Annotated in this window: 17 protein-coding genes; 13 read left to right on the plus strand and 4 right to left on the minus strand. The window is 40.8% G+C overall.

Annotation, left to right across the window (positions count from 1 at the left end):
- Window positions 1–96 precede the first annotated feature (96 nt).
- Both IQ19_RS25690 and IQ19_RS25695 read right to left on the minus strand, forming a co-directional pair.
- Entirely contained in the window at window positions 97–1,728 is a 1,632-nt protein-coding gene (locus tag IQ19_RS25690) for a bifunctional metallophosphatase/5'-nucleotidase (protein WP_144546359.1), read from the minus strand.
- A 9-nt stretch (window positions 1,729–1,737) separates the two neighbouring features.
- A complete protein-coding gene (locus IQ19_RS25695; RefSeq protein ID WP_144546361.1) occupies window positions 1,738–2,940 on the minus strand; it encodes an NAD(P)/FAD-dependent oxidoreductase in 1,203 nt (400 codons plus the stop codon).
- Window positions 2,941–3,109: 169 nt separating this feature from the next.
- On the opposite strand from IQ19_RS25695, the gene IQ19_RS25700 reads away from it, so the two are divergent.
- From IQ19_RS25700 to IQ19_RS25710, 3 genes are all read left to right on the plus strand, one after another.
- Window positions 3,110–4,714, plus strand: a complete 1,605-nt coding sequence (locus IQ19_RS25700; protein ID WP_144546362.1) for an ATP-binding protein — start codon at window positions 3,110–3,112, stop codon at window positions 4,712–4,714.
- 18 nt (window positions 4,715–4,732) lie between these two features.
- Entirely contained in the window at window positions 4,733–5,401 is a 669-nt protein-coding gene (locus IQ19_RS25705) for a response regulator (RefSeq protein ID WP_144546365.1), read from the plus strand.
- Between the two features lie 123 nt (window positions 5,402–5,524).
- Window positions 5,525–5,887: a hypothetical protein gene (locus tag IQ19_RS25710; protein WP_144546367.1), complete on the plus strand. Its 363-nt coding sequence runs from the start codon at window positions 5,525–5,527 to the stop codon at window positions 5,885–5,887.
- Window positions 5,888–6,008: 121 nt separating this feature from the next.
- Here IQ19_RS25710 and IQ19_RS29065 read toward each other — a convergent pair whose 3' ends face one another.
- Complete coding sequence (locus tag IQ19_RS29065) at window positions 6,009–6,140, minus strand: hypothetical protein (protein ID WP_277875362.1); 132 nt, start codon at window positions 6,138–6,140, stop codon at window positions 6,009–6,011.
- Window positions 6,141–6,579: 439 nt separating this feature from the next.
- On the opposite strand from IQ19_RS29065, the gene IQ19_RS25715 reads away from it, so the two are divergent.
- From IQ19_RS25715 to IQ19_RS25740, 7 genes are all read left to right on the plus strand, one after another.
- Window positions 6,580–7,593 carry a metal ABC transporter solute-binding protein, Zn/Mn family gene (locus IQ19_RS25715; RefSeq protein WP_144546369.1) on the plus strand — a complete coding sequence of 338 codons (1,014 nt, stop codon included), beginning with the start codon at window positions 6,580–6,582 and terminating at the stop codon, window positions 7,591–7,593.
- 226 nt (window positions 7,594–7,819) lie between these two features.
- The gene (locus IQ19_RS25720; protein WP_144546371.1) at window positions 7,820–8,830 is read left to right on the plus strand and encodes a tripartite tricarboxylate transporter substrate binding protein; all 1,011 of its coding nucleotides are present in this window, start codon (window positions 7,820–7,822) and stop codon (window positions 8,828–8,830) included.
- A gap of 272 nt (window positions 8,831–9,102) precedes the next feature.
- Window positions 9,103–9,561, plus strand: a complete 459-nt coding sequence (locus IQ19_RS25725) for a tripartite tricarboxylate transporter TctB family protein (RefSeq protein ID WP_144546373.1) — start codon at window positions 9,103–9,105, stop codon at window positions 9,559–9,561.
- 15 nt (window positions 9,562–9,576) lie between these two features.
- Window positions 9,577–11,094 carry a tripartite tricarboxylate transporter permease gene (locus IQ19_RS25730; protein ID WP_144546375.1) on the plus strand — a complete coding sequence of 506 codons (1,518 nt, stop codon included), beginning with the start codon at window positions 9,577–9,579 and terminating at the stop codon, window positions 11,092–11,094.
- 108 nt (window positions 11,095–11,202) lie between these two features.
- A complete protein-coding gene (locus IQ19_RS25735; RefSeq protein WP_144546377.1) occupies window positions 11,203–11,493 on the plus strand; it encodes a hypothetical protein in 291 nt (96 codons plus the stop codon).
- A gap of 65 nt (window positions 11,494–11,558) precedes the next feature.
- Window positions 11,559–11,696: a hypothetical protein gene (locus IQ19_RS27895; RefSeq protein ID WP_158638911.1), complete on the plus strand. Its 138-nt coding sequence runs from the start codon at window positions 11,559–11,561 to the stop codon at window positions 11,694–11,696.
- 291 nt (window positions 11,697–11,987) lie between these two features.
- Window positions 11,988–12,620 carry a hypothetical protein gene (locus IQ19_RS25740; protein WP_144546379.1) on the plus strand — a complete coding sequence of 211 codons (633 nt, stop codon included), beginning with the start codon at window positions 11,988–11,990 and terminating at the stop codon, window positions 12,618–12,620.
- 350 nt (window positions 12,621–12,970) lie between these two features.
- Here the strand turns inward: IQ19_RS25740 and IQ19_RS25750 are convergent, their stop codons facing one another.
- Complete coding sequence (locus tag IQ19_RS25750; RefSeq protein ID WP_199749558.1) at window positions 12,971–16,303, minus strand: trifunctional glycoside hydrolase family 18/polysaccharide deacetylase/glycosyltransferase family 2 protein; 3,333 nt, start codon at window positions 16,301–16,303, stop codon at window positions 12,971–12,973.
- A gap of 804 nt (window positions 16,304–17,107) precedes the next feature.
- Here IQ19_RS25750 and IQ19_RS25755 point away from each other — a divergent pair.
- The 3 genes from IQ19_RS25755 to IQ19_RS25765 all read left to right on the plus strand — a co-directional run.
- Window positions 17,108–17,425, plus strand: coding sequence for a hypothetical protein (locus tag IQ19_RS25755; protein WP_144546385.1), 318 nt, complete (start codon window positions 17,108–17,110; stop codon window positions 17,423–17,425).
- Between the two features lie 148 nt (window positions 17,426–17,573).
- Window positions 17,574–17,795, plus strand: coding sequence for a hypothetical protein (locus IQ19_RS25760; protein ID WP_144546387.1), 222 nt, complete (start codon window positions 17,574–17,576; stop codon window positions 17,793–17,795).
- Window positions 17,796–17,920: 125 nt separating this feature from the next.
- On the plus strand, window positions 17,921–18,150 hold a 230-nt coding region (locus IQ19_RS25765; RefSeq protein ID WP_144543444.1), incomplete at its 3' end, for a transposase.

Here is an 18,150-nt window from a genome sequence, read left to right on the forward strand (position 1 = left end):
GCTTGAAAAAGACGGAAAGATGTCCTTCAAAGAGAAGATGAAGGACATTGGTTATGTCGTCAAACGCTTGATTTAAGAACATTGCATACTAACCTTTTAATTTTCCCTTCGGATCCGCCCCTCAATTTCCGAGGTGAAAGGCTGCGGCAGCTGTTTAATGTGCTCAATCAGCGCCTCAATATCCATCGGCCCAGTTTCTCTATTTGTTCCTTTCCGGAAGACGGTAAAATTGTCCCCGCCTTCTGCCAGATAGGTGTTAACAGTGACCGAATAATTTTTGTCGGGATCCAGCTCCGTTCCATCTGCCAACCGGATATCGATTACTTTTTTACCGGCAGGCTGGCTGTCATCCCATGTATAAGTGAGGCCTGAAATCTGCAGGATTCTTGTCACAGTCGGCTGCCATTGCTGGTTAAGGAGTTCACGAATTTGCCGGCCTGTCAGATTCATTTTAACAAGATGATTATTAAAAGGCAGAACAACAAATAAGTTGCCCCTTGTGACGTTGCCTGCGTCAATGTCTGCCCGGATTCCTCCAGGATTAATAAAAGCAAAATCGGTGTTCATGGCTGTCCGCTGGGAGTCGGCAATGAGATTACCGAGCCCGGACTCCCCGCTGTTGTTCCGCTCGGCTGTAATGGGGCTTGCAGCGGTTCCGACTAATTTGTTTACAATCGGTTCGACTCTTTTTTCGTAACGCTCAATCATTCGGGTAATATCGCTGGCGGGTATAATATCCCTCTGATAAACGGTCACAATTTCAGCCTGCTTGCTGATAATATCCTTTGTTTTACGATCCATTTCAATATCGACATCTGAAAAGGCTGTTCCGTATGAATAGGATTGAACCAGGAGCTTTCCATCCACAACACTATTCAAATAGGCATGGCTGTGGCCGCCATAGATAATATCCACTTCATCGTCAACTGCATGGGCTAAATCGATCAATTGCCCTGCAGGCTGTTCGCCATTGGCTTTTGACTTCCCGGGGATATGAGCCAGCACAACAATTGCCCGGACACCTTGATTTTTAAGTTCGCGGACATATTTATTAATGGCTTCAGCTTCATCGGTAAAAATTAAACCTTCCACCCCGCTCGGCGCCACCATGCTTGGTGTTTCTTTCATGACTACTCCGATAAAGCCAATTGGCATCCCGCTTCTTTTTATAATTTTATAAGGGGGAAGTAACAGTTTGCCCGTTTGCTTGCTGATGATATTGGCTGCAATCCATGGGAAGCGGGACCCTGAAAATCCTTCTGTGGCAGAGGGTTTTCCTCCATTTATAAGGCGAAGCAGCTCTGCAGCTCCTTCATCAAACTCATGGTTTCCGACGGTGCCAATATCAAATCCCATCCTATTCAAAAATTCAATGGTCGGTTCATCCTGCAGGAGGGCGGAAAGCGGCGGACTGGCTCCGATCATATCGCCAACATGAAGCAGAAGGGTGTTTTCATTTTCAGCGGCACGCTGCCGCAAATAGGCAGCCAGGTAATCAGCTCTTCCAACAGGCTGTCCGTTTACTTTCCGTGTAACATTCAGCTGTCCGTGGAAATCGTTTATTCCAAGCAATTGAATTTGAGGATTTAATGATTCGGTACGGTCATCAATATGGCCGTGGTAATCTTCTGAAAGGCCCTGTTTATCCCAGTCAGCCAGTACGGATATGGCCTGCAAAGGAAACAAACCAAGTATGCTTAACAATAAAATAGTGATAATTTTATTCATTTTATTCACCTAACTGCGGTCAAGCCGCACAATATCTGCAGCTGGATGGTAGTTATATTTAATTAAATCGCGGATAATTATGGCGCCGATCATGCTGCAGACCGTTCCATTTCCGCCGAATCCAAGCAGGAAATAAACATTCTTATTTTTCGGATGTTCACCGATTAAAGGGAGGCCATCGAATGTATTGGCATAAACCGAATTGTATTCATATTCCACTTTCGCTTCCAAATTAGGGAATAGCTCTTTGACAGAGTCCAACAGCTTTTCTGTTTTCCTTTTAAATTCTTTTCTGCCATATCCGCCAACAGGTTCGGTTTCATCAAGCCCCCCGGCAATGAGCCGTTTTTCATCGCTGAGGCTAATATATAAATATGGCCGTTTCGTTTCCCAGATCAGGCAATTTTCGTACCATCGCTCACGGTCGCTGAGAGGATCGGTAACAATAGCATGTGTCCGGGAAAAGGTAATTTTTTTCGTATTCATAAAATCCAGCGTATCATAGCCGGTTGCAAAAATAACTTTTTGGGCCGAGATGATGCCGCCATTTGTTTTAAAAGTATGTTTTTTATCACCAAGTTCGTAATCTTTCATCGCCGTATTTTCGAAAATTTTCACGCCTTTGCCCGTTGCACTCTCTGTCACTGCCTGGCAATATTTTAGAGGATTTACCCGGGCATCACAAAGGGTATAAATCGCACCTGGCTTGGTGAATGGAAACTTGGACTCGATTTCCTTTTCATCCATGAAGGCAACTGGAAAATCCAGTTTGGACAAGAGCTCATACTCAGCCTTAAGCTTTGATAGGTCGCTCTTGCTGCTTGAAAAATACAGACTGCTTTTCTTTTCAAAACCTGATTCAGTACCGGAATCAGCAGCAATACGGGCAAGCTCATCTATTGCTTTTTGGCAGAGTTTATAAAAAGATACTGCTTTCTCATCGCCGATTTGCTTGATCAGATCTGTCAGCATCTGGTCGGACATAAAATGGAGGGATCCAGTATTTGCAGCTGAGACCCGCTCTCCAATTTTATTTTTTTCAATAAGGACGGTATCCACTCCATACTCTCCAAGCAAAAAGGCACATAAAGCCCCGGAAAGACCGCCGCCTATAATTAACACATCGCATTCCAAATCACCCTCCAGTTTGTCATATCTTCTGGAATTCCGGCTTGTCTCCGGCCAATATAATTTGCCCTGAAAAAGATCCATTTGGAGATCGTCCTCTCTGTGAAAAATAGCAGTTTATTTTTCCACTAAAAGTTCCGTTTTATGTGAAATTTGAAGAAGGCATAAAAACAAAATATAAGGATGACAAAGGAAAGAAGTATTATTAGAATATTAATAGATTTAAAAATTTTGTGTTCAATCCGAGGTGACTATGAAAACCAAAAAACTTCCCATGTCTCTACAAACAAAGATTATTGGTTCAAATATATTGAATACCATTTTTATCATATTAATTTTTCTCGTGATTTCTTTGGTGATTGAATATAAGCATGTTGAAAAGCAAATGGGCAATCAGGCTCTTCAGCTGGCCATCGCTGTATCGGCCATGCCTACTGTTGTATCTTCTTTTGAACAAGATGAGCCGTCAAAGATCTTGCAGCCACTGGTTAATAAAATCAGAAAAGAAACGGGAGCGGAATTCATTGTAATCGGAAACACAGACGGAGTCCGCTATGCCCATCCGGATGAGATGAAGCTTGGCCTGCCAATGGTTGGCGGAGATAACAGCCAGGCGCTAAAGGGCGAGTTTTATATATCCAAGGCTAAAGGCTCGCTTGGAAGGTCCATTAGAGGAAAGGGGCCAATTAAAAATGAGGAAGGGCAAATTATCGGTGTCGTGTCCGTTGGGTATTTAATGGAAGACCTGCAAGAGACAGCATTTCAGCGTGGAAAAGAAATCGGCTTTATTTCTTTATTCGTTATCCTAATTGGGATGATCGTAAGCTATCTGCTAGCAAGGAATATCCGCAGAACTACTTTGGGGATGGAACCCTATGAGATGACCTCCCTATATTTGGAAAGGAATGCGATCCTTTATTCCATAAAAGAAGGAATTATCTCTGTAGATAAACACGGAGTTATTAGGTTGATCAACCAATCAGCCAAAAACTTATTGGGTGTGAAGGACGATATTTTGAATCAAAAAGTTGAAACAATTCTTCCAAACACAGGCGTCTATAAAGTGCTTCAAACAGGAGAACCCGATCGGGATCATGAGGTTACATTGCGAAATAAAAATGTCATCATCAATCGGACCCCGATTATTGAAAATGATCAAGTCATTGGCGTTGTCTCAACGTTCAGGGATAAAACAGAAATTAATAGAATGGTTGAGACTTTAACGGAAGTAAGAAAGTATTCAGAAGATCTGCGGGCACAAACCCATGAATTTTCAAATAAGCTCTATGTTTTATCCGGACTGCTGCAACTGGGAAAGGTTGATGAAGCGATTAACATGATTCAAGCTGAATCTTCTGCCATTGAAAACCAGAATAAAATCATCTTTGAGCAAATTCAAGATCCGAAAATTCAAGCCTTGCTGCTCGGGAAGTTAGGCAAAGCTTCAGAGAAAAAAATCCAGTTTATTATTGATGAAAATAGCAGCATGGAAGCACTGCCGGCACATTTATCATATGAAGAAGTCATCTCCATTATCGGAAACCTGGTCGATAATGCTTTTGAAGCGGTGGAGGGAATGATAGACGGTGAAGTTACTTTTTTTGCGATAGATGTAGGGGAGGATCTGGTCATCGAGGTCTATGATAGTGGACAAGGCATTCCAGTACTGGAAATGGATCGAATCTTTGAAACGGGGTATTCCACAAAAGGTGATCAGAATCGAGGGTTTGGTTTGGCGATTGTCAAACAAGCTGTGGAAAACCTGAATGGTACCATCGAAGTGCATTCCAAGCCTGGCGCAGGAACAGTTTTATCCATTTACCTGCCTAAAAAACTTTCTATATCCAACAGCATATAAAGAGAGGTGAACAGTTCCATGAAGATAGCTATTGCGGAGGATGACTTCCGTGTCGCTTCGATCCATGAGCAATTTTTAGAAAAGATAGATGGTGTGGAGGTAATCGGTAAGGCACTAAATGCATCAGAGGCACTTGCCCTATTAGAGGATGAAGAAGTAGATGTTTTATTGTTGGATAACTATCTGCCAGACCGAAGCGGGGTCTCTATTCTGCCAGAATTGAGAAGTAAATTTCCAAAGCTGGATGTCATTTTAATCACAGCTTCCACGGAGAGGAAAGTGGTAGAGCCAGCCATTCGCAACGGAGTCCTCGATTATATCGTAAAGCCAGTGGATTTTAACAGGTTTAAGGTAGCTTTGGAAAAAGTAATGAACCGAAGAGAACTGCTGGAGTCTGATGATGAATTTAATCAGTCTGTCATTGATCAAGTTTTGTCGGGACGTACTTCTGCAGCAAATCCTGTGTCCCTTCCAAAGGGAATCGATCCATTAACACTGACAAAAGTGCGGGAAACAATGGAAAGTTTACAGCATGGAATTAATGCTGAAGACTTAAGCGAACACTTAGGCGCTTCGAGAACAACTGCTAGAAGATACTTGGAGTACTTAATATCCGCAGGAAAAGTAAAGGCGGAGCTTGAATACGGCATTGTCGGCAGGCCTGAACGGAAGTATTATTTGCTATAAGTGACACCTTTCTTAATAGAGAGGTGTTTTTTTATTGGCTTTGTTAAATGATCACTTTTAAATGATTGCACCTTTTATTGGCAATGATATTGATTATAAAAAACATTGAGAGGAGAGGTTTTTTTGAACATAACTTCAATATGGTTCACCGATCCTCCTGTCTATCATCACTTTCCACCGATTTATGAGAATTTGGGACTTCCTGAAGTCTCTTCCTTCATCGAGCAGCAATTTGAATTTGCTTATATATCAGGAAAAACAGAAAGAACGCGACATGGCAGCATTCGCCTGTATAAACAGCATGGGGATTTTAAAGTAATCATTCCGGAAAAACTGCCTGGATTTGGCCCTATAAGGCTTGAAAAATTGAAGAGTCTTTTATTGGAGCGAGTCAAAGCAAATTTTATTCAAAATATCGAATCGGAGCCCCAAAAACGGAAAGTATATCACACGGATTTCCGACGGAAACCCAGAGGTATGGATTGAGTTATATTTAATAACAATTTTATTAAATTTGCTTTTACAGTGAAAGAATTTATCCAATTACATTTCTTAGTCCGAATCAAGCATCTAAAAATAGGGACAGATGAACTGTCCCCAATCTCTTTTACTTTCTGTGTTCTCTTTGTGCTTTTAAAGCTATTCTTTCAAGGCCATTTGCTCTGTCGTCCGCAAATTCAACATCTTTCGGAAGAGCATTGTTCTGATGTTCAGATCGGTTTTTCTTGTTTTTTGCCATACTTTCACCACCCTTGCCGTTTGTTTTGCCATCTCTTCATGGATGCCCCCGATGCTGCTACGGGCACCCGCGGTTATAGTTTGCTTTCTTTTTTTTAGGCTATGCCAGAAGATTTTCCTCTAAAGCTATATGGACCCCTTTTGGAAGTAAAGATACTTTTATTTTTAAGCTCTGTTAAAGCTCATTGTTGATTTTTGGAACCCTGTTGAATGGAGCGGAAGGCGCGGGGCTCCAGCGGGAGAAGCGAGTCAAAGGGAGACCCCACAGACACAGAGCGCCGAGAAACTTGCCAGATCAGCTTACATGTAAAATTTTTGTTGCAAATCGTAACCATTACTATTAAACTATAATAGTAAATCGGAATCATTCCTATAAAATGGAATATAAATCGAAATCATTCCTATTAATCTTATAATATATAAAAGGAGAGTAGAGAAATTTGAAAAAGAAAATGTTGATTTTTATTGCTGCGTTCTTCTTAATTCTGTCATTGGCAGCTTGCAATAATGCTGAAGTAACCTCAGATGAACAGGTGAAAGAAGATGGTAAGTTAGTCGTATATACGACCATTTACCCTCTTCAATTTTTCACTGATGAAATTGGAGGTGAGTTCGTTACAACGGAAAATATCGTGCCTCCCGGCTCCGATGCCCACAATGTAGAAGTGACGACAAAAACAATGATAAAGTTATCTGATAGTGACGCATTTATTTATACAGGAACAGGATTGGAAGCTTTCGCTGAAAAGGTTATAAAAGCAGTCGAGAAGGAAAAAATACAAATTGTAAATGCTGCTGAACATGTAGACTTTATAGGCGCAAAGGAAATGGATTCCCATGATGAAGAGTCTGAAGAGAATTACGAAGGACATGTTGAAGAAACGGAAGAAAATCATGAAGAAGGCCATGAAGATGAACATGGTCATGAATCTGACCTGGATCCTCACGTCTGGCTGGATCCAAAACGCTCTATAATTTTAGCCGAAAATATTAAAAATGCCTTAGTTGAATTAGACCCTGAGCATGAGGAAGAATTTGAAAGCAATTTTGCTTCTTTAAAAGGTGAGTTAGAAAAACTTGATTTAGAATTTGAAGATATGGTAAACCAAGCAAAAATCAAAACCTTTCTTGTTTCTCATTCAGCATATGGATATTGGGAAGATGCTTACGGCTTAAAACAAATTGGAATTAGCGGACTCTCCCCAACAGATGAGCCTTCGCAAAAGGATTTAACCGAAATTATAGAACTTGTTAAGGAAGAAAATTTGAATTATATTTTCTTCGAACCAAATCTTACGAACAAAGTTGCTGAAGCTGTTAAAGACGAGACAAAAGCCGAGGTCTTAACCTTAAATAATTTAGAATCTATTACAGATGAAAATATTAAAAAGAATGAAGATTATCTTGCTATCATGAGAAAAAACATTGAAGCTTTAAATAAAGCATTTAATTAAGATAAAAAAGCACTTCACTATAATGAGTGAGGTGCTTTTTCATTTTTTCACTTTTTCCTCTTCAACTAAAGAATCAACAAGCAAATCATATTTCCGTGAACAAAATGAACAAAATAGCCAAAAAGGTTTTTATGCAGGATATTTTGAAAACGATTACATTTCTACTTTTCTGACTTATTATAGCGTTTAAGGATGGAAGAATTAGAAGAACAGAGGGGGAAACAGGATGAAAAAAATATTGGGTACGGCAGCTGCGTTCATGATGCTATTGACAGCCGGATGCTCCAGCCAATCGTCAAGTGGAGGAAATACCAGCGAAAATGGAGAGTGGACACCATCACAGCCAATTGAAATTACGGCACCTGCAGGCCCTGGCGGCGGCTGGGATACAACTGCACGGATGGCATCTCAAGTATTTGAACAAGAAAAAATCATTGATAAACGCTTGCCTGTCGTAAATAAAGCTGGCGGAGGAGGAGCAATTGGCTGGGCTTATGTCGCTGGTAAAGAGGGCAGCCCGCACCATATGTTTGTTGGGTCACCGCCATTAGTGTTAGTGCCTTTAAATGGCCAATCGGAATACGGTTATGATGACTTTACACCCATTGCGAATGTCATTGCAGATTACGGGGCATTTGTAGTTAAAGCTGATGCCAAATGGGACAATCTGAATGATTTGTTTGAAGATATGAAAAAGGACCCTGCAAGTGTGAGTGTAATCGGTACCTCATCTCCGGGAAGCATGGACCATATGCAATTTGTCAAAATCGCGAAAGCGGCCGGAGTTGATGTGACAAAGATTAAGTATATTTCCGATCCTGATGCAGGCGGATTAACGGCTGTTCTGAATGGAAGTGTCGATGTTTATACAACAGGTGTTGCTGAAACGATTGAACAAGTACGTGCCGGCAAAATTAAAGTTTTAGGCATTACATCTGAAGAGAGATTGGAAGGGGAGGTTTTATCTGACTTCCCAACTGCTAAGGAACAGGGAATTGACGAAACATTTATTAACTGGAGAGGCTTCTTTGGACCTCCAAATATGGACCCTGCCGCTGTGGAATACTATGAGCAAAAATTCAAAGAGTTAAATGATTCACCAGCCTGGGATGAAATCCGCAAAAAATATGGCTGGGGAGAGCTTTATATGGACAGTGAAGAGTACAGCGAGTTCTTAAAGATAGAAGCGGAAGATATGGAGACGCTGCTTGAAGAATTAGGGCTGGCTCGAAATTAATCATTTGGCTGTATGAAAGCAAATGTTAATTATGGCACTCTGTTGATTGGAGAGGAAGGCGCGAGACTCCTCGAAAATGTATTCCCTTCGTGCGGAGTTGATTCAAGGAAGCTTATTCAAAGTCCTGCGGGAGGAGCGTCGGACCGCCCGCGGTTCGCTGAGCTTCTTGAGTAGAAATCAACAGACAAGATTAAAAGAGCAAATAATTTAAAAGAAAGATAGAACACATCTAAGCTGTTCTATCTTTCATTCTATTAATAGAGGTGAAATGAATGCTTAAAAGGATTAATCAAAAAATTGCTGTTATCCTCGCAAGTTTTGCAGGAGTTTACTTAATACTAAGTTACAGCCTTCCAAAATATCAGAATGCCATTATCGATGCCGATGTTGTCCCTAAAGGGCTTGGCTTTCTCTTATTATTTTTCGCAGTCCTTTTATTTTTTGATAAAAAGGAAGAAACAGAAGCCGAGAAGCAAAAAAGAACATTGAGTAAAAGCAATTTTTTAATATTATTGGCCGTACTGGCTTTTATCTTAATTTATATTTCTTTGCTTGAAATCCTGGGATTTTTAATCATGACGACTTTGTTTATTTTCGGCTGTTCATTATTCCTGGGTTATAAAAAGCATTTTGCTAATGGAATTGTTTCGGTCGTTTTTTCGGTTGCCATTTATGGTTTATTTAATTATTTGCTTCGAATTAATCTGCCGGCGGGCATTATTCCATTTTAAAAGGGGGGAAAAGTTATGGATGCATTTCAAGGGCTAATGTCAGGATTTCAAGTCGCATTTAGTTTGCAGGGAATCCTGTTTGTATTTATCGGTGTATTTGTAGGGACATTTATCGGGATGATGCCTGGATTAGGGCCGATTAGTGCGATAGCCATTATGATTCCGATCACCTACAGCATGGATCCAACTGTTGCTTTAGTGATGATGGCTGGTGTGTATTATGGGGCAATATTTGGAGGATCGAGTTCCTCTATTTTATTAAATGCTCCAGGAGTAGCCGGAACCGTTGCGACTGCTTTCGACGGCTATCCAATGGCGCAGCAAGGGAAAGCCGGGAAGGCACTGGCGATCGCGGCTATTGCTTCCTTCACCGGCGGGACTGTGAGTGTTATCTTACTCATGCTATTCACGCCGATGCTTTCGGCTGTTGCCGTTTCGTTTGGCCCAGCTGAGTATTTTGCCTTAATGTTTATGGGACTGACAGCGATCTCAAGTTTGTCAGAGGGATCCACGATTAAAGCATTTATTTCCGCGACTTTAGGGTTTATCGTTGTTACAATCGGGATTGATAGCCAAACAGGTACAAGCCGCTTCACTTTTGGCAATCCCAACTTGCTCGAAGGAATAGACTTTTTAGTCATAGCGCTGGGGTTATTTGCCCTAGCTGAGGTTTGTACACTTGTATTAAATCGTAAAGACGATACGATGAGTAATAATAAAGAGCTGGGAAGCTTGCGAATTTCCAAGCAGGATATGAAGGAAATGAGAGGGCCGATGACAAGGCAATCACTATTAGGGTTCATCATCGGTGTCTTGCCTGGTGCAGGAGCAACAATTGCTTCTTTTATTGCTTACATTACAGAGAAAAAAATGGCGAAAAACCCAGAGGAATTTGGAAAAGGTTCGATTAAAGGGTTGGCAGCCCCAGAAACAGCTAATAATGCGGCTACTGGCGGGGCGTTCGTGCCATTGCTAAGTTTGGGAATCCCAGGTTCAGGGACGACTGCTGTTTTGTTGGGAGCATTCTTAGTTTTGGGCGTACAGCCGGGCCCGCTGCTAATTCAAGACCGTCCGGAAGTGTTCTGGGGAATTATTGCGAGTATGTATGTTGGAAACATCTTTTTATTAATTCTAAACCTGCCTTTAATTCCTTACATTGCAAAAGTGTTGAGAATTCCAAGGCCAATGCTAATCTCGCTGGTTATCATTTTTAGTTTGATAGGTGTATATGCCATTAGCTTTAACACATTTGATTTATACCTTTTAGTCGCATTTGGAATTATCGGCTTCCTCATGAGAATGGTTTCGTTTCCAGCTGCTCCATTTATCCTCGCTTTTATTTTAGGAGGAATGATGGAACAAGCATTAAGACAAACATTAACCATCTCGAACGGCAGCCTATCCATCTTTTTGGATAAGCCGATTGCTTTAACGCTTATAGGAGTTAGCTTGCTGACGATTTTGGTTCCTTTATTTACAAGTAAGAGGAAACTTACAGAGGCAAGTCCGGAAAAACAGAAAAATATCAGTTGATTTTAAATCGGATCTCCTTGTGCAGTTTTTTCGTCAGCTTGTTTATTCAAAGGCAAAACGGGAATGAACATAATGTAAACATAATACTGCAAAAGGAGATGAAATCGATTGGAATATAAAAAACGATTGCTTTCGGTCCCATTGAGTGCAGGATTATTGTTAGCAGGCTGTGGAACGGATGAACAGGACCCGCCGCCGGAAACAGAAGACGTAGAATTGGAACAGAATGAAATGGAAGAAAACAATACGGAAAATGAAATGCAAGATCCGGGCACAACAGATGATACTGAAATGCAGGAACCTGGCACAGAAGAAGAAGCGCCAGCCGGTGAAGGCGGCATGGATGATACTGGTGAAGAAAGCAATATGGATATGAATGAAGAGGATTCAGAGAATTAATTCGTTTTGGCTGAAATAAAACTAAATAGTTCGTAAAAGCGTCTGTTATTGTGACAGGCGCTTTTTTGTGTCACCTGATTCATCAATTTGGTGAAGGAGAGAGTTTTATTATTGCGATGACAAGAAGGCCGGTTCTTATGGGCGGTGTTTATGATGTTTTGGAACTGATAGTCATTGAATATAATCCGAAAGCAGTTTGGTAATTGGAAAACAAAGGGTGGAGAAAGTGGTTCGTATCTTTTATACATACAAGACGAAACGGATGTTGCAATATTGGATGTGATGCTCCAGGGGCTAAAAGGTTTTAGATAGGGGAGCGGATTAGTTGATAAACAGCATAGAAACATTATTGAAGTTAAATGTATCAACAGGGCAAGTGAATTAGGCAGAGCGATAAAAAAATCCAAAATACTGTTTTATTATACCCCCATAATACAATTTGGTTCGCTCGTATTCTTTATATACGATCATACATAAAACATGAGGGGAATTATATGAACACACCAACCAAGGGAGCTCTTGCCATGGTATTAGCGGGATCTGTAACGTTTTCTGTCACTAACGCCGTGTTAGTCGATCAACTAGCTAAACAATTTACAGAAAATGCTTTCACTATATACAGAGATCTAAAAAAAGCAGATGTAATCAGACCAGCAGAAAAAAAGGTGAAAGATCAAACATCAACAATCAGTGAAAAAGAAAGTCACACAAAGCTTTCTGATGATATTCCTGTTTCCCATACGGCTTATGAAAATGGAAACAAGGAGGATAGGGCTGCTCCAGCTATTCAGCAGGATTCAAAAAAATTCAGCAAGAGTACTGCAACAAATCCTGTTAGTACAAAAGAGACAGCTACTATAACTCCTGATACAGCAACGGTATCTGTGCCAAGCACAAAAGCACCAATGAAAACAACTCCATCCAATACGGCGGAAACGAAAGAAACAAGTTCAGCCGCGAAACATGAGACTAGCGCAAAAGCACCAACGACACAGCCTGCACCGATAGGGAAAAATACAAATAGTGCAGCCGCAGCTCCACCCCGTGGACAAGAAGTTTCTCAAGCCGCAAAAGAAAAGGCTGCGATCGATCAGGATAAAAAAGAAAACAACGGAAAGAACAAGTAATTCTTTCGAAAAGGGTCACCAAGAGAAGGTGATCTTTTTTTTGTTATAAGTTAATTGGCTCTGTTAAAGCTTATTATTGTTTTTAGCACCTGTTGATTGGAGTGGAAGGCGCGGGATCCTCGAAAATGCATTCGCATTTCCTTCGTGTGGTGTTTATACAAGGAAGCTTATTCAAAGTCCTGCGGGAGTGCGGATCAAAGGGAGACCCCGCAAGCGCAAGGCGCTGAGGAGGCTCCCGGACCGCCCGCGGAAAGCGAGTGCATGCAGCGGAAATCAACAGACAAGTTTAACAGAGCCAATCAATTAAAAAAGGTCTTCCCTATATGGGAAAGACCTCTGAGAAGATTTCATTATATATATTTCTTAACTTTCACTATGGAGGTTTCCTGAGTTACATTCCCTTTTCGTTTTAGTTTATTCCAGCCTACGGTTACTCCCTTAATGGCAGAGAAGATGGATTTAATCACCACATAAGTCATAAGCTGTTTGTACAAAATTCTTTGCAAAAACAATGAACCCAGTGGTTTAGGACTTTCTTTCTCCAATCGAAAAGCATACAGAGAAGTAAAGAAATCCATCAAGTAGAAGAGAATAAATCCAATGGCTGCTTTTTCATGGTGTGAGGTAAAAAGGGCCATAATGAATAATATATCTGCAAGAGGCGATATAATTTGAAAAATATATTGGAAAAGCCACATGTTTGGAAGTGCAAGATATCCTAGTGAGTTATGTTTTTTATTGAATAAAGCTTCACGATGTTTCCATAAGCATTGTAAAGTACCATAAACCCATCGGTAACGCTGTTTTGCCAAACTCTTAATATCTTCCGGCACTTCTGTATAGGCATATGCCTTTTCTTCATATTCGATCCTTTTCCCATTGCGTAAAAGAGTAAGCGTGATATCGGTATCCTCTGCAAGTGTATCCTCTTTAAAATAACCTGCTTCTTCTACCGCTGTCTTTCTCCAAGCACCGATTGCCCCTGGTACCACCGTAATGCAATTAAGAGCTGCAAAGGCCCTTCTCTCCAGGTTAAAGCCTGTCACATATTCGATATGCTGCCAATTGGTAAGGAGGTTCCCCTTATTGCCGACCTTAACATTACCAGAAACAGCAGCCACATTTTCCTCTTTAAAATGGTTAACGAGCAAAGAGATGGCATTTTCGGCGATGAGTGTATCTGCATCAAGAGCAACCACGATTTCCCCCTTTGCTTCTTTAAAACCCAGATTTACAGCGGTGGATTTTCCCCCATTAGGTTTTTTTATTAATCTGACGAGAGGATGGTTTGCAAAAGTTTCTTGAACTGCTACAGAAGTATTGTCTTTTGATCCATCGTCGACAATCAGTATCTCAAAAGCCGGGTAATCGCTGGATAGTATAGAATTGATTGTTTTGCAAATTACTTTTTCCTCGTTATAGGCAGCAATAACGACACTGACAAAAGGTGTGAAGCTCGGATCAATCTGGGTCTCTTTATACCTTTTTACTTGTTTTCTGGATAGGAAAAAGAGGATAGTAAGCCGTAAGATTCCTAACAGGATAGCTGAGTAGAGCAGGATGCTTAATCCTGCATTCCAGCCTTGAATAACCTTGAATACCGCCTTGACATAGACCGAATAAGGGCTGTCCTGTTCAGCAGGGGGCATAATCTCACTATCGCCTTTTCCAATTAGATCAGCAATGGTGGTAAATGTGTAGCCTCGGTTTTTAAGTTCATTAATAATGATAGGCAAGGCTTCTACAGTATTGGAGCGGTTACCGCCTGCATCGTGCAGCAAAATCACATTTCCTTCTTGCAGCTGATTCAATACCTGATTGACACTTTCATTACTAGAACGGTTTTTCCAATCAGCAGAGTCAATGGATTCACCGACCATGGTATAGCCCATATCCTGAGCCTGCATGATTGGCACCTGCTCGCTTCTTGTGCTTAGTTCAGTATCGGCTACATATGGAGGCCGGAAAACGGTCATCGAATGGCCTGTAATCCCTTGAACTAAACGTTGAGTTGCATTTAGTTCCATTCTCAATCGAAATGGCGAGATGGATGATATATCAGGATGTGTAAATGTATGATTGCCGATTTCATGGCCTTCATCATAAATCCTTTTTACCAGCTGAGGATGCATCATAGCATTCTCGCCTACTACAAAGAAGGTGCCTTTAATGTTATACCTGTCCAAAATGTCCAATATTTCTGGTGTATAGGCTGGGTCCGGACCGTCATCAAAGGAAAGGACAACTTCTTTCTTGTTGGATTTTCCATAACGGACCACCTCAAAAGGCTTTGGAAATTTGACATAAGATTCAGATTGAATCAGCCCATTTGAATCTAATTGAATCGTTCTTTTGCCTTTTTCAGGTTGAGAGGCGATTTTTAAAACCTCCCCTTCCCCCGTATGGAGATCTGGCAAAGGATTATCAAAGGTATTCAGGGCATGGGATGGTTTAAGGATTTCCTTTGGATTATTCAGGAAATTCCAGATAGAGGGATCCTCTGAACCGAGACGCCAAAGTGCAATTCCTCTTGAGCCGCTATCGATTGCGAGACTCATTTGATTATAAAAAGTAGCCGCATCCAAAAACCACACAGTATGTTTTTTTCCGTTTTGCATGTATCGTAAATATGGGTTGCCAGCTTCCGTACTCCAATTGATTTTGAGACCCGATCCACTGCCTAGATTCATGATATCCCCGAACGTCATGTTAGCGGCGGGCTTCCTGGAGTTTTCTTCCCAGTCGTAACCGTAGGTCCCTAAGCCTGCAATCAATTTTTCGGAAGGAATATCAGGTTGGTACAAGTTTTCCTTGACCCAATCTGTTTGGGCTACTGGGCCGGGCTTACTTATGGAGTAGTGCTGGTCGTAGAGCATGACGATCACACGGTCAGCGCTTTTTGCTAAGGCAGCATAATCATAGCTTTTGTCCTGCGGCGGGACATCCAATGTGACCATAAGACCATGCTGGTGGAAGGTTTTATAAACCTTATCCATGAATTGAGTGAAATGAGCTTTGTCTTTTGGATTTATTCCTTCGAAGTCTATATTAATCCCGTCAAAGCCATTTGCTCTAACATAAGCTAGCATATTTTTAATAAAACGTTCTTCAGCTCCGGGAGTAGTGAATAACCGGTGCAGGACATGGCCATCCCATTTATTATTTATAAAATTATTCACTAATGGCAGAATCTTAATATCATGTTCTTTTGCCTCTTTAACAATAGAGCGGTCAGTGGCGGCCTTCAGGGTTAGGTCTGGTGTAACCTGCAGCCACTCGGGCACTAAAGTTGTAATGGAATCTCTATTTTTTTTGAAAGAGGCTTTGCTGTTCTCGTCCCAATTGACGTAAAAGCCATACACTTCTTGTTTTTTGGATATTTGTGCCTTGTTTAATTGACCCGTGTTTTTTTGGCTAAGAGGGGAAGGATCCGTTATTTGAATCTGTGAAGCAAGCTCTTCTTCACTGAAACCTTTATTAATCGGCTCGATCTCGCTCTTTATTGTGCTTTTATTTAATTGCAGCTCAGGAAATTTTGGATTCGTATTTAGGCTTTCTATAAAAAAAGTCGATACTAAAACAATTAATATAGTAAAGCCAACACTCATTCGTTTAATGATGGACCAGCGCCTTTTTGCAGGATCAAGAAAAACATGTTTCTGGCTATGTTCACTTTTTTTCAGCCCTAAATTGTAAAACCAGTGGAAGAAAAAATAGCATATGAGACCAATCAAGCCTCCGAAGGCCCCTGATGCAATCGTTTCAGAAGATTGTATGTTCGTTTTTAGCGCAGAAAACAACCAGTAATCTTCTAACACACGTAAATCCAGAAGCGGTAAATGACGAATGTTAGGAATAAAAACGGTTATCAGCGTTCCTAGAAATAAGGCGATGATATTTAGACGCAGCAAAAGTGAAAAAGCAAGTAATAAAAAAGCAAGCAGAAATGGAATTCTTAAATTATCTAAAGGCAAAAAGGCCAGAAAAAAACCAAGTGTACTCGCAACCGCTCCTTTATTTCCAGTGACGGGTGCAAACAATGATCTGACAACCCATCTAAAAACTCGATTCAAGTAAAACTCCCCCTAGGTGCAGTGTCGAAAAATGTATAACTAAATCTAATAGAATGATTTTATACAATTAAAATCTGTAAACAACCCATTGGGCAGTTAACGGGAAGTTACCCTAAACATCGCACTTCCATCGGACAGATTCTTTCGACAAAAAATGACTATCAACAAAATCTTAGGTTGTTATTTTAAGATTTTGGGGGTAGGTTAAAAAAATTTTTTTATTTTTAAATGGTAATTCAGGATTATTAATGGTAAATAATAAAGTTCCTATTGTAACGCGACAGTGAACCTGGATGGAAACACAATTTTTAATGTTCGGATCGTAATGGAAATAGGCTGGATTTTTTAAGGCTAGACAATCTCGGATGTTTGAACTCCTTTCCCGAAGAGGTAAAGGATAAGAGAGGTGATAGGATGAAACATGCAGACTCTCTATCAGAAGCAGTCGATTTTGCCAAGGAGGAAAGCCAAGGACGTATATTTATCAGCCAATCAGAAGCTTACCCAGGGGGAATGGTACTTGGCGATGAAGACAGTGCATCCGGGGCTCCCTTGAAAATGAAAGTGCAGATCTTAGCTGAATCACAGGAAAACAGTGTATACTTCCAGCAGGAATACGAGGATGAAATCCTATATAAAGAGGCTGTTAGCCAAATAGAAGAGCTCAAAGAAACGACGGATTATGAGCTGCTCAAGCCGTCAGAAATGGAAGAGAAGGTACAGAAGTATTAATGGAAAATGGTAAACTGAAGCGGAGTGGGAAAAAGGTTTCCACTCCGTTTTGTGTTTACATCTTGTTTTTACCATACATGTTTACAAAATTGGTTACCGGGAAAAGACAAAATACGAAACATAATACTGCAAAAGGAGAGGACGTCACATGAAATATAAGAATCTTCTTTTTTCTATCCCGTTAGGTGCAGGATTAATGTTAGCAGGATGTGCTTCTGAGCAGGATCCGCCGCCTGAAGAGGAAGAAAACATGGAAATGGAGAATCAGGAAGATAACCAGGAACCTGATGCAACGGAAGAGCCTAGTGAAGAGAAAATGGATGAAGAAGAACCGGACATGGATGAAGAACCTTCAGAGGAAAATAATTAATAGTAGTTTGCGAAATAAAGGGATAAAAGCGCCTGCAAAATAGACTAACCTAGATAAATGAGACACTATAAAACACCTTCGAAATGGTACACTTAATTAAAGTGTTAATTCGGAGGTGTTTTTGCGTGGGCAAAAACGTATATTCAAATGAGGTTAAATGGGCAGTAGTTAAAGATAAGATGAGTGGTCAGTTTACGAATCAAGAAATCATGGAGAAGTATGGGATTAAAAATGTGTCTCAAATCAAAACGTGGATGAAATGGTATCGTGAAAATCAGGTGCATCGATTCGACCAACCAATAGGTAAACAATATTCATATGGTCATGGACCTGACAGTTCAAGTGATGAAGAGAA

The sequence above is a fragment of the Cytobacillus oceanisediminis genome, assembly GCF_007830235.1.
Lineage (GTDB): Bacteria > Bacillota > Bacilli > Bacillales > Cytobacillaceae > Cytobacillus > Cytobacillus oceanisediminis.

What these genes read in the sequence shown, in the direction of transcription:
- IQ19_RS25690 (WP_144546359.1), bottom strand. Translation starts at nt 1,728, where the DNA reads ATGAATAAAATTATCACTATTTTATTGTTAAGCATACTTGGTTTGTTT.
- IQ19_RS25695 (WP_144546361.1), bottom strand. Translation starts at nt 2,940, where the DNA reads ATGGATCTTTTTCAGGGCAAATTATATTGGCCGGAGACAAGCCGGAAT.
- IQ19_RS25700 (WP_144546362.1), top strand. Translation starts at nt 3,110, where the DNA reads ATGAAAACCAAAAAACTTCCCATGTCTCTACAAACAAAGATTATTGGT.
- IQ19_RS25705 (WP_144546365.1), top strand. Translation starts at nt 4,733, where the DNA reads ATGAAGATAGCTATTGCGGAGGATGACTTCCGTGTCGCTTCGATCCAT.
- IQ19_RS29065 (WP_277875362.1), bottom strand. Translation starts at nt 6,140, where the DNA reads ATGGCAAAAAACAAGAAAAACCGATCTGAACATCAGAACAATGCTCTT.
- IQ19_RS25720 (WP_144546371.1), top strand. Translation starts at nt 7,820, where the DNA reads ATGAAAAAAATATTGGGTACGGCAGCTGCGTTCATGATGCTATTGACA.
- IQ19_RS25725 (WP_144546373.1), top strand. Translation starts at nt 9,103, where the DNA reads ATGCTTAAAAGGATTAATCAAAAAATTGCTGTTATCCTCGCAAGTTTT.
- IQ19_RS25730 (WP_144546375.1), top strand. Translation starts at nt 9,577, where the DNA reads ATGGATGCATTTCAAGGGCTAATGTCAGGATTTCAAGTCGCATTTAGT.
- IQ19_RS25740 (WP_144546379.1), top strand. Translation starts at nt 11,988, where the DNA reads ATGAACACACCAACCAAGGGAGCTCTTGCCATGGTATTAGCGGGATCT.
- IQ19_RS25755 (WP_144546385.1), top strand. Translation starts at nt 17,108, where the DNA reads ATGAAACATGCAGACTCTCTATCAGAAGCAGTCGATTTTGCCAAGGAG.
- IQ19_RS25760 (WP_144546387.1), top strand. Translation starts at nt 17,574, where the DNA reads ATGAAATATAAGAATCTTCTTTTTTCTATCCCGTTAGGTGCAGGATTA.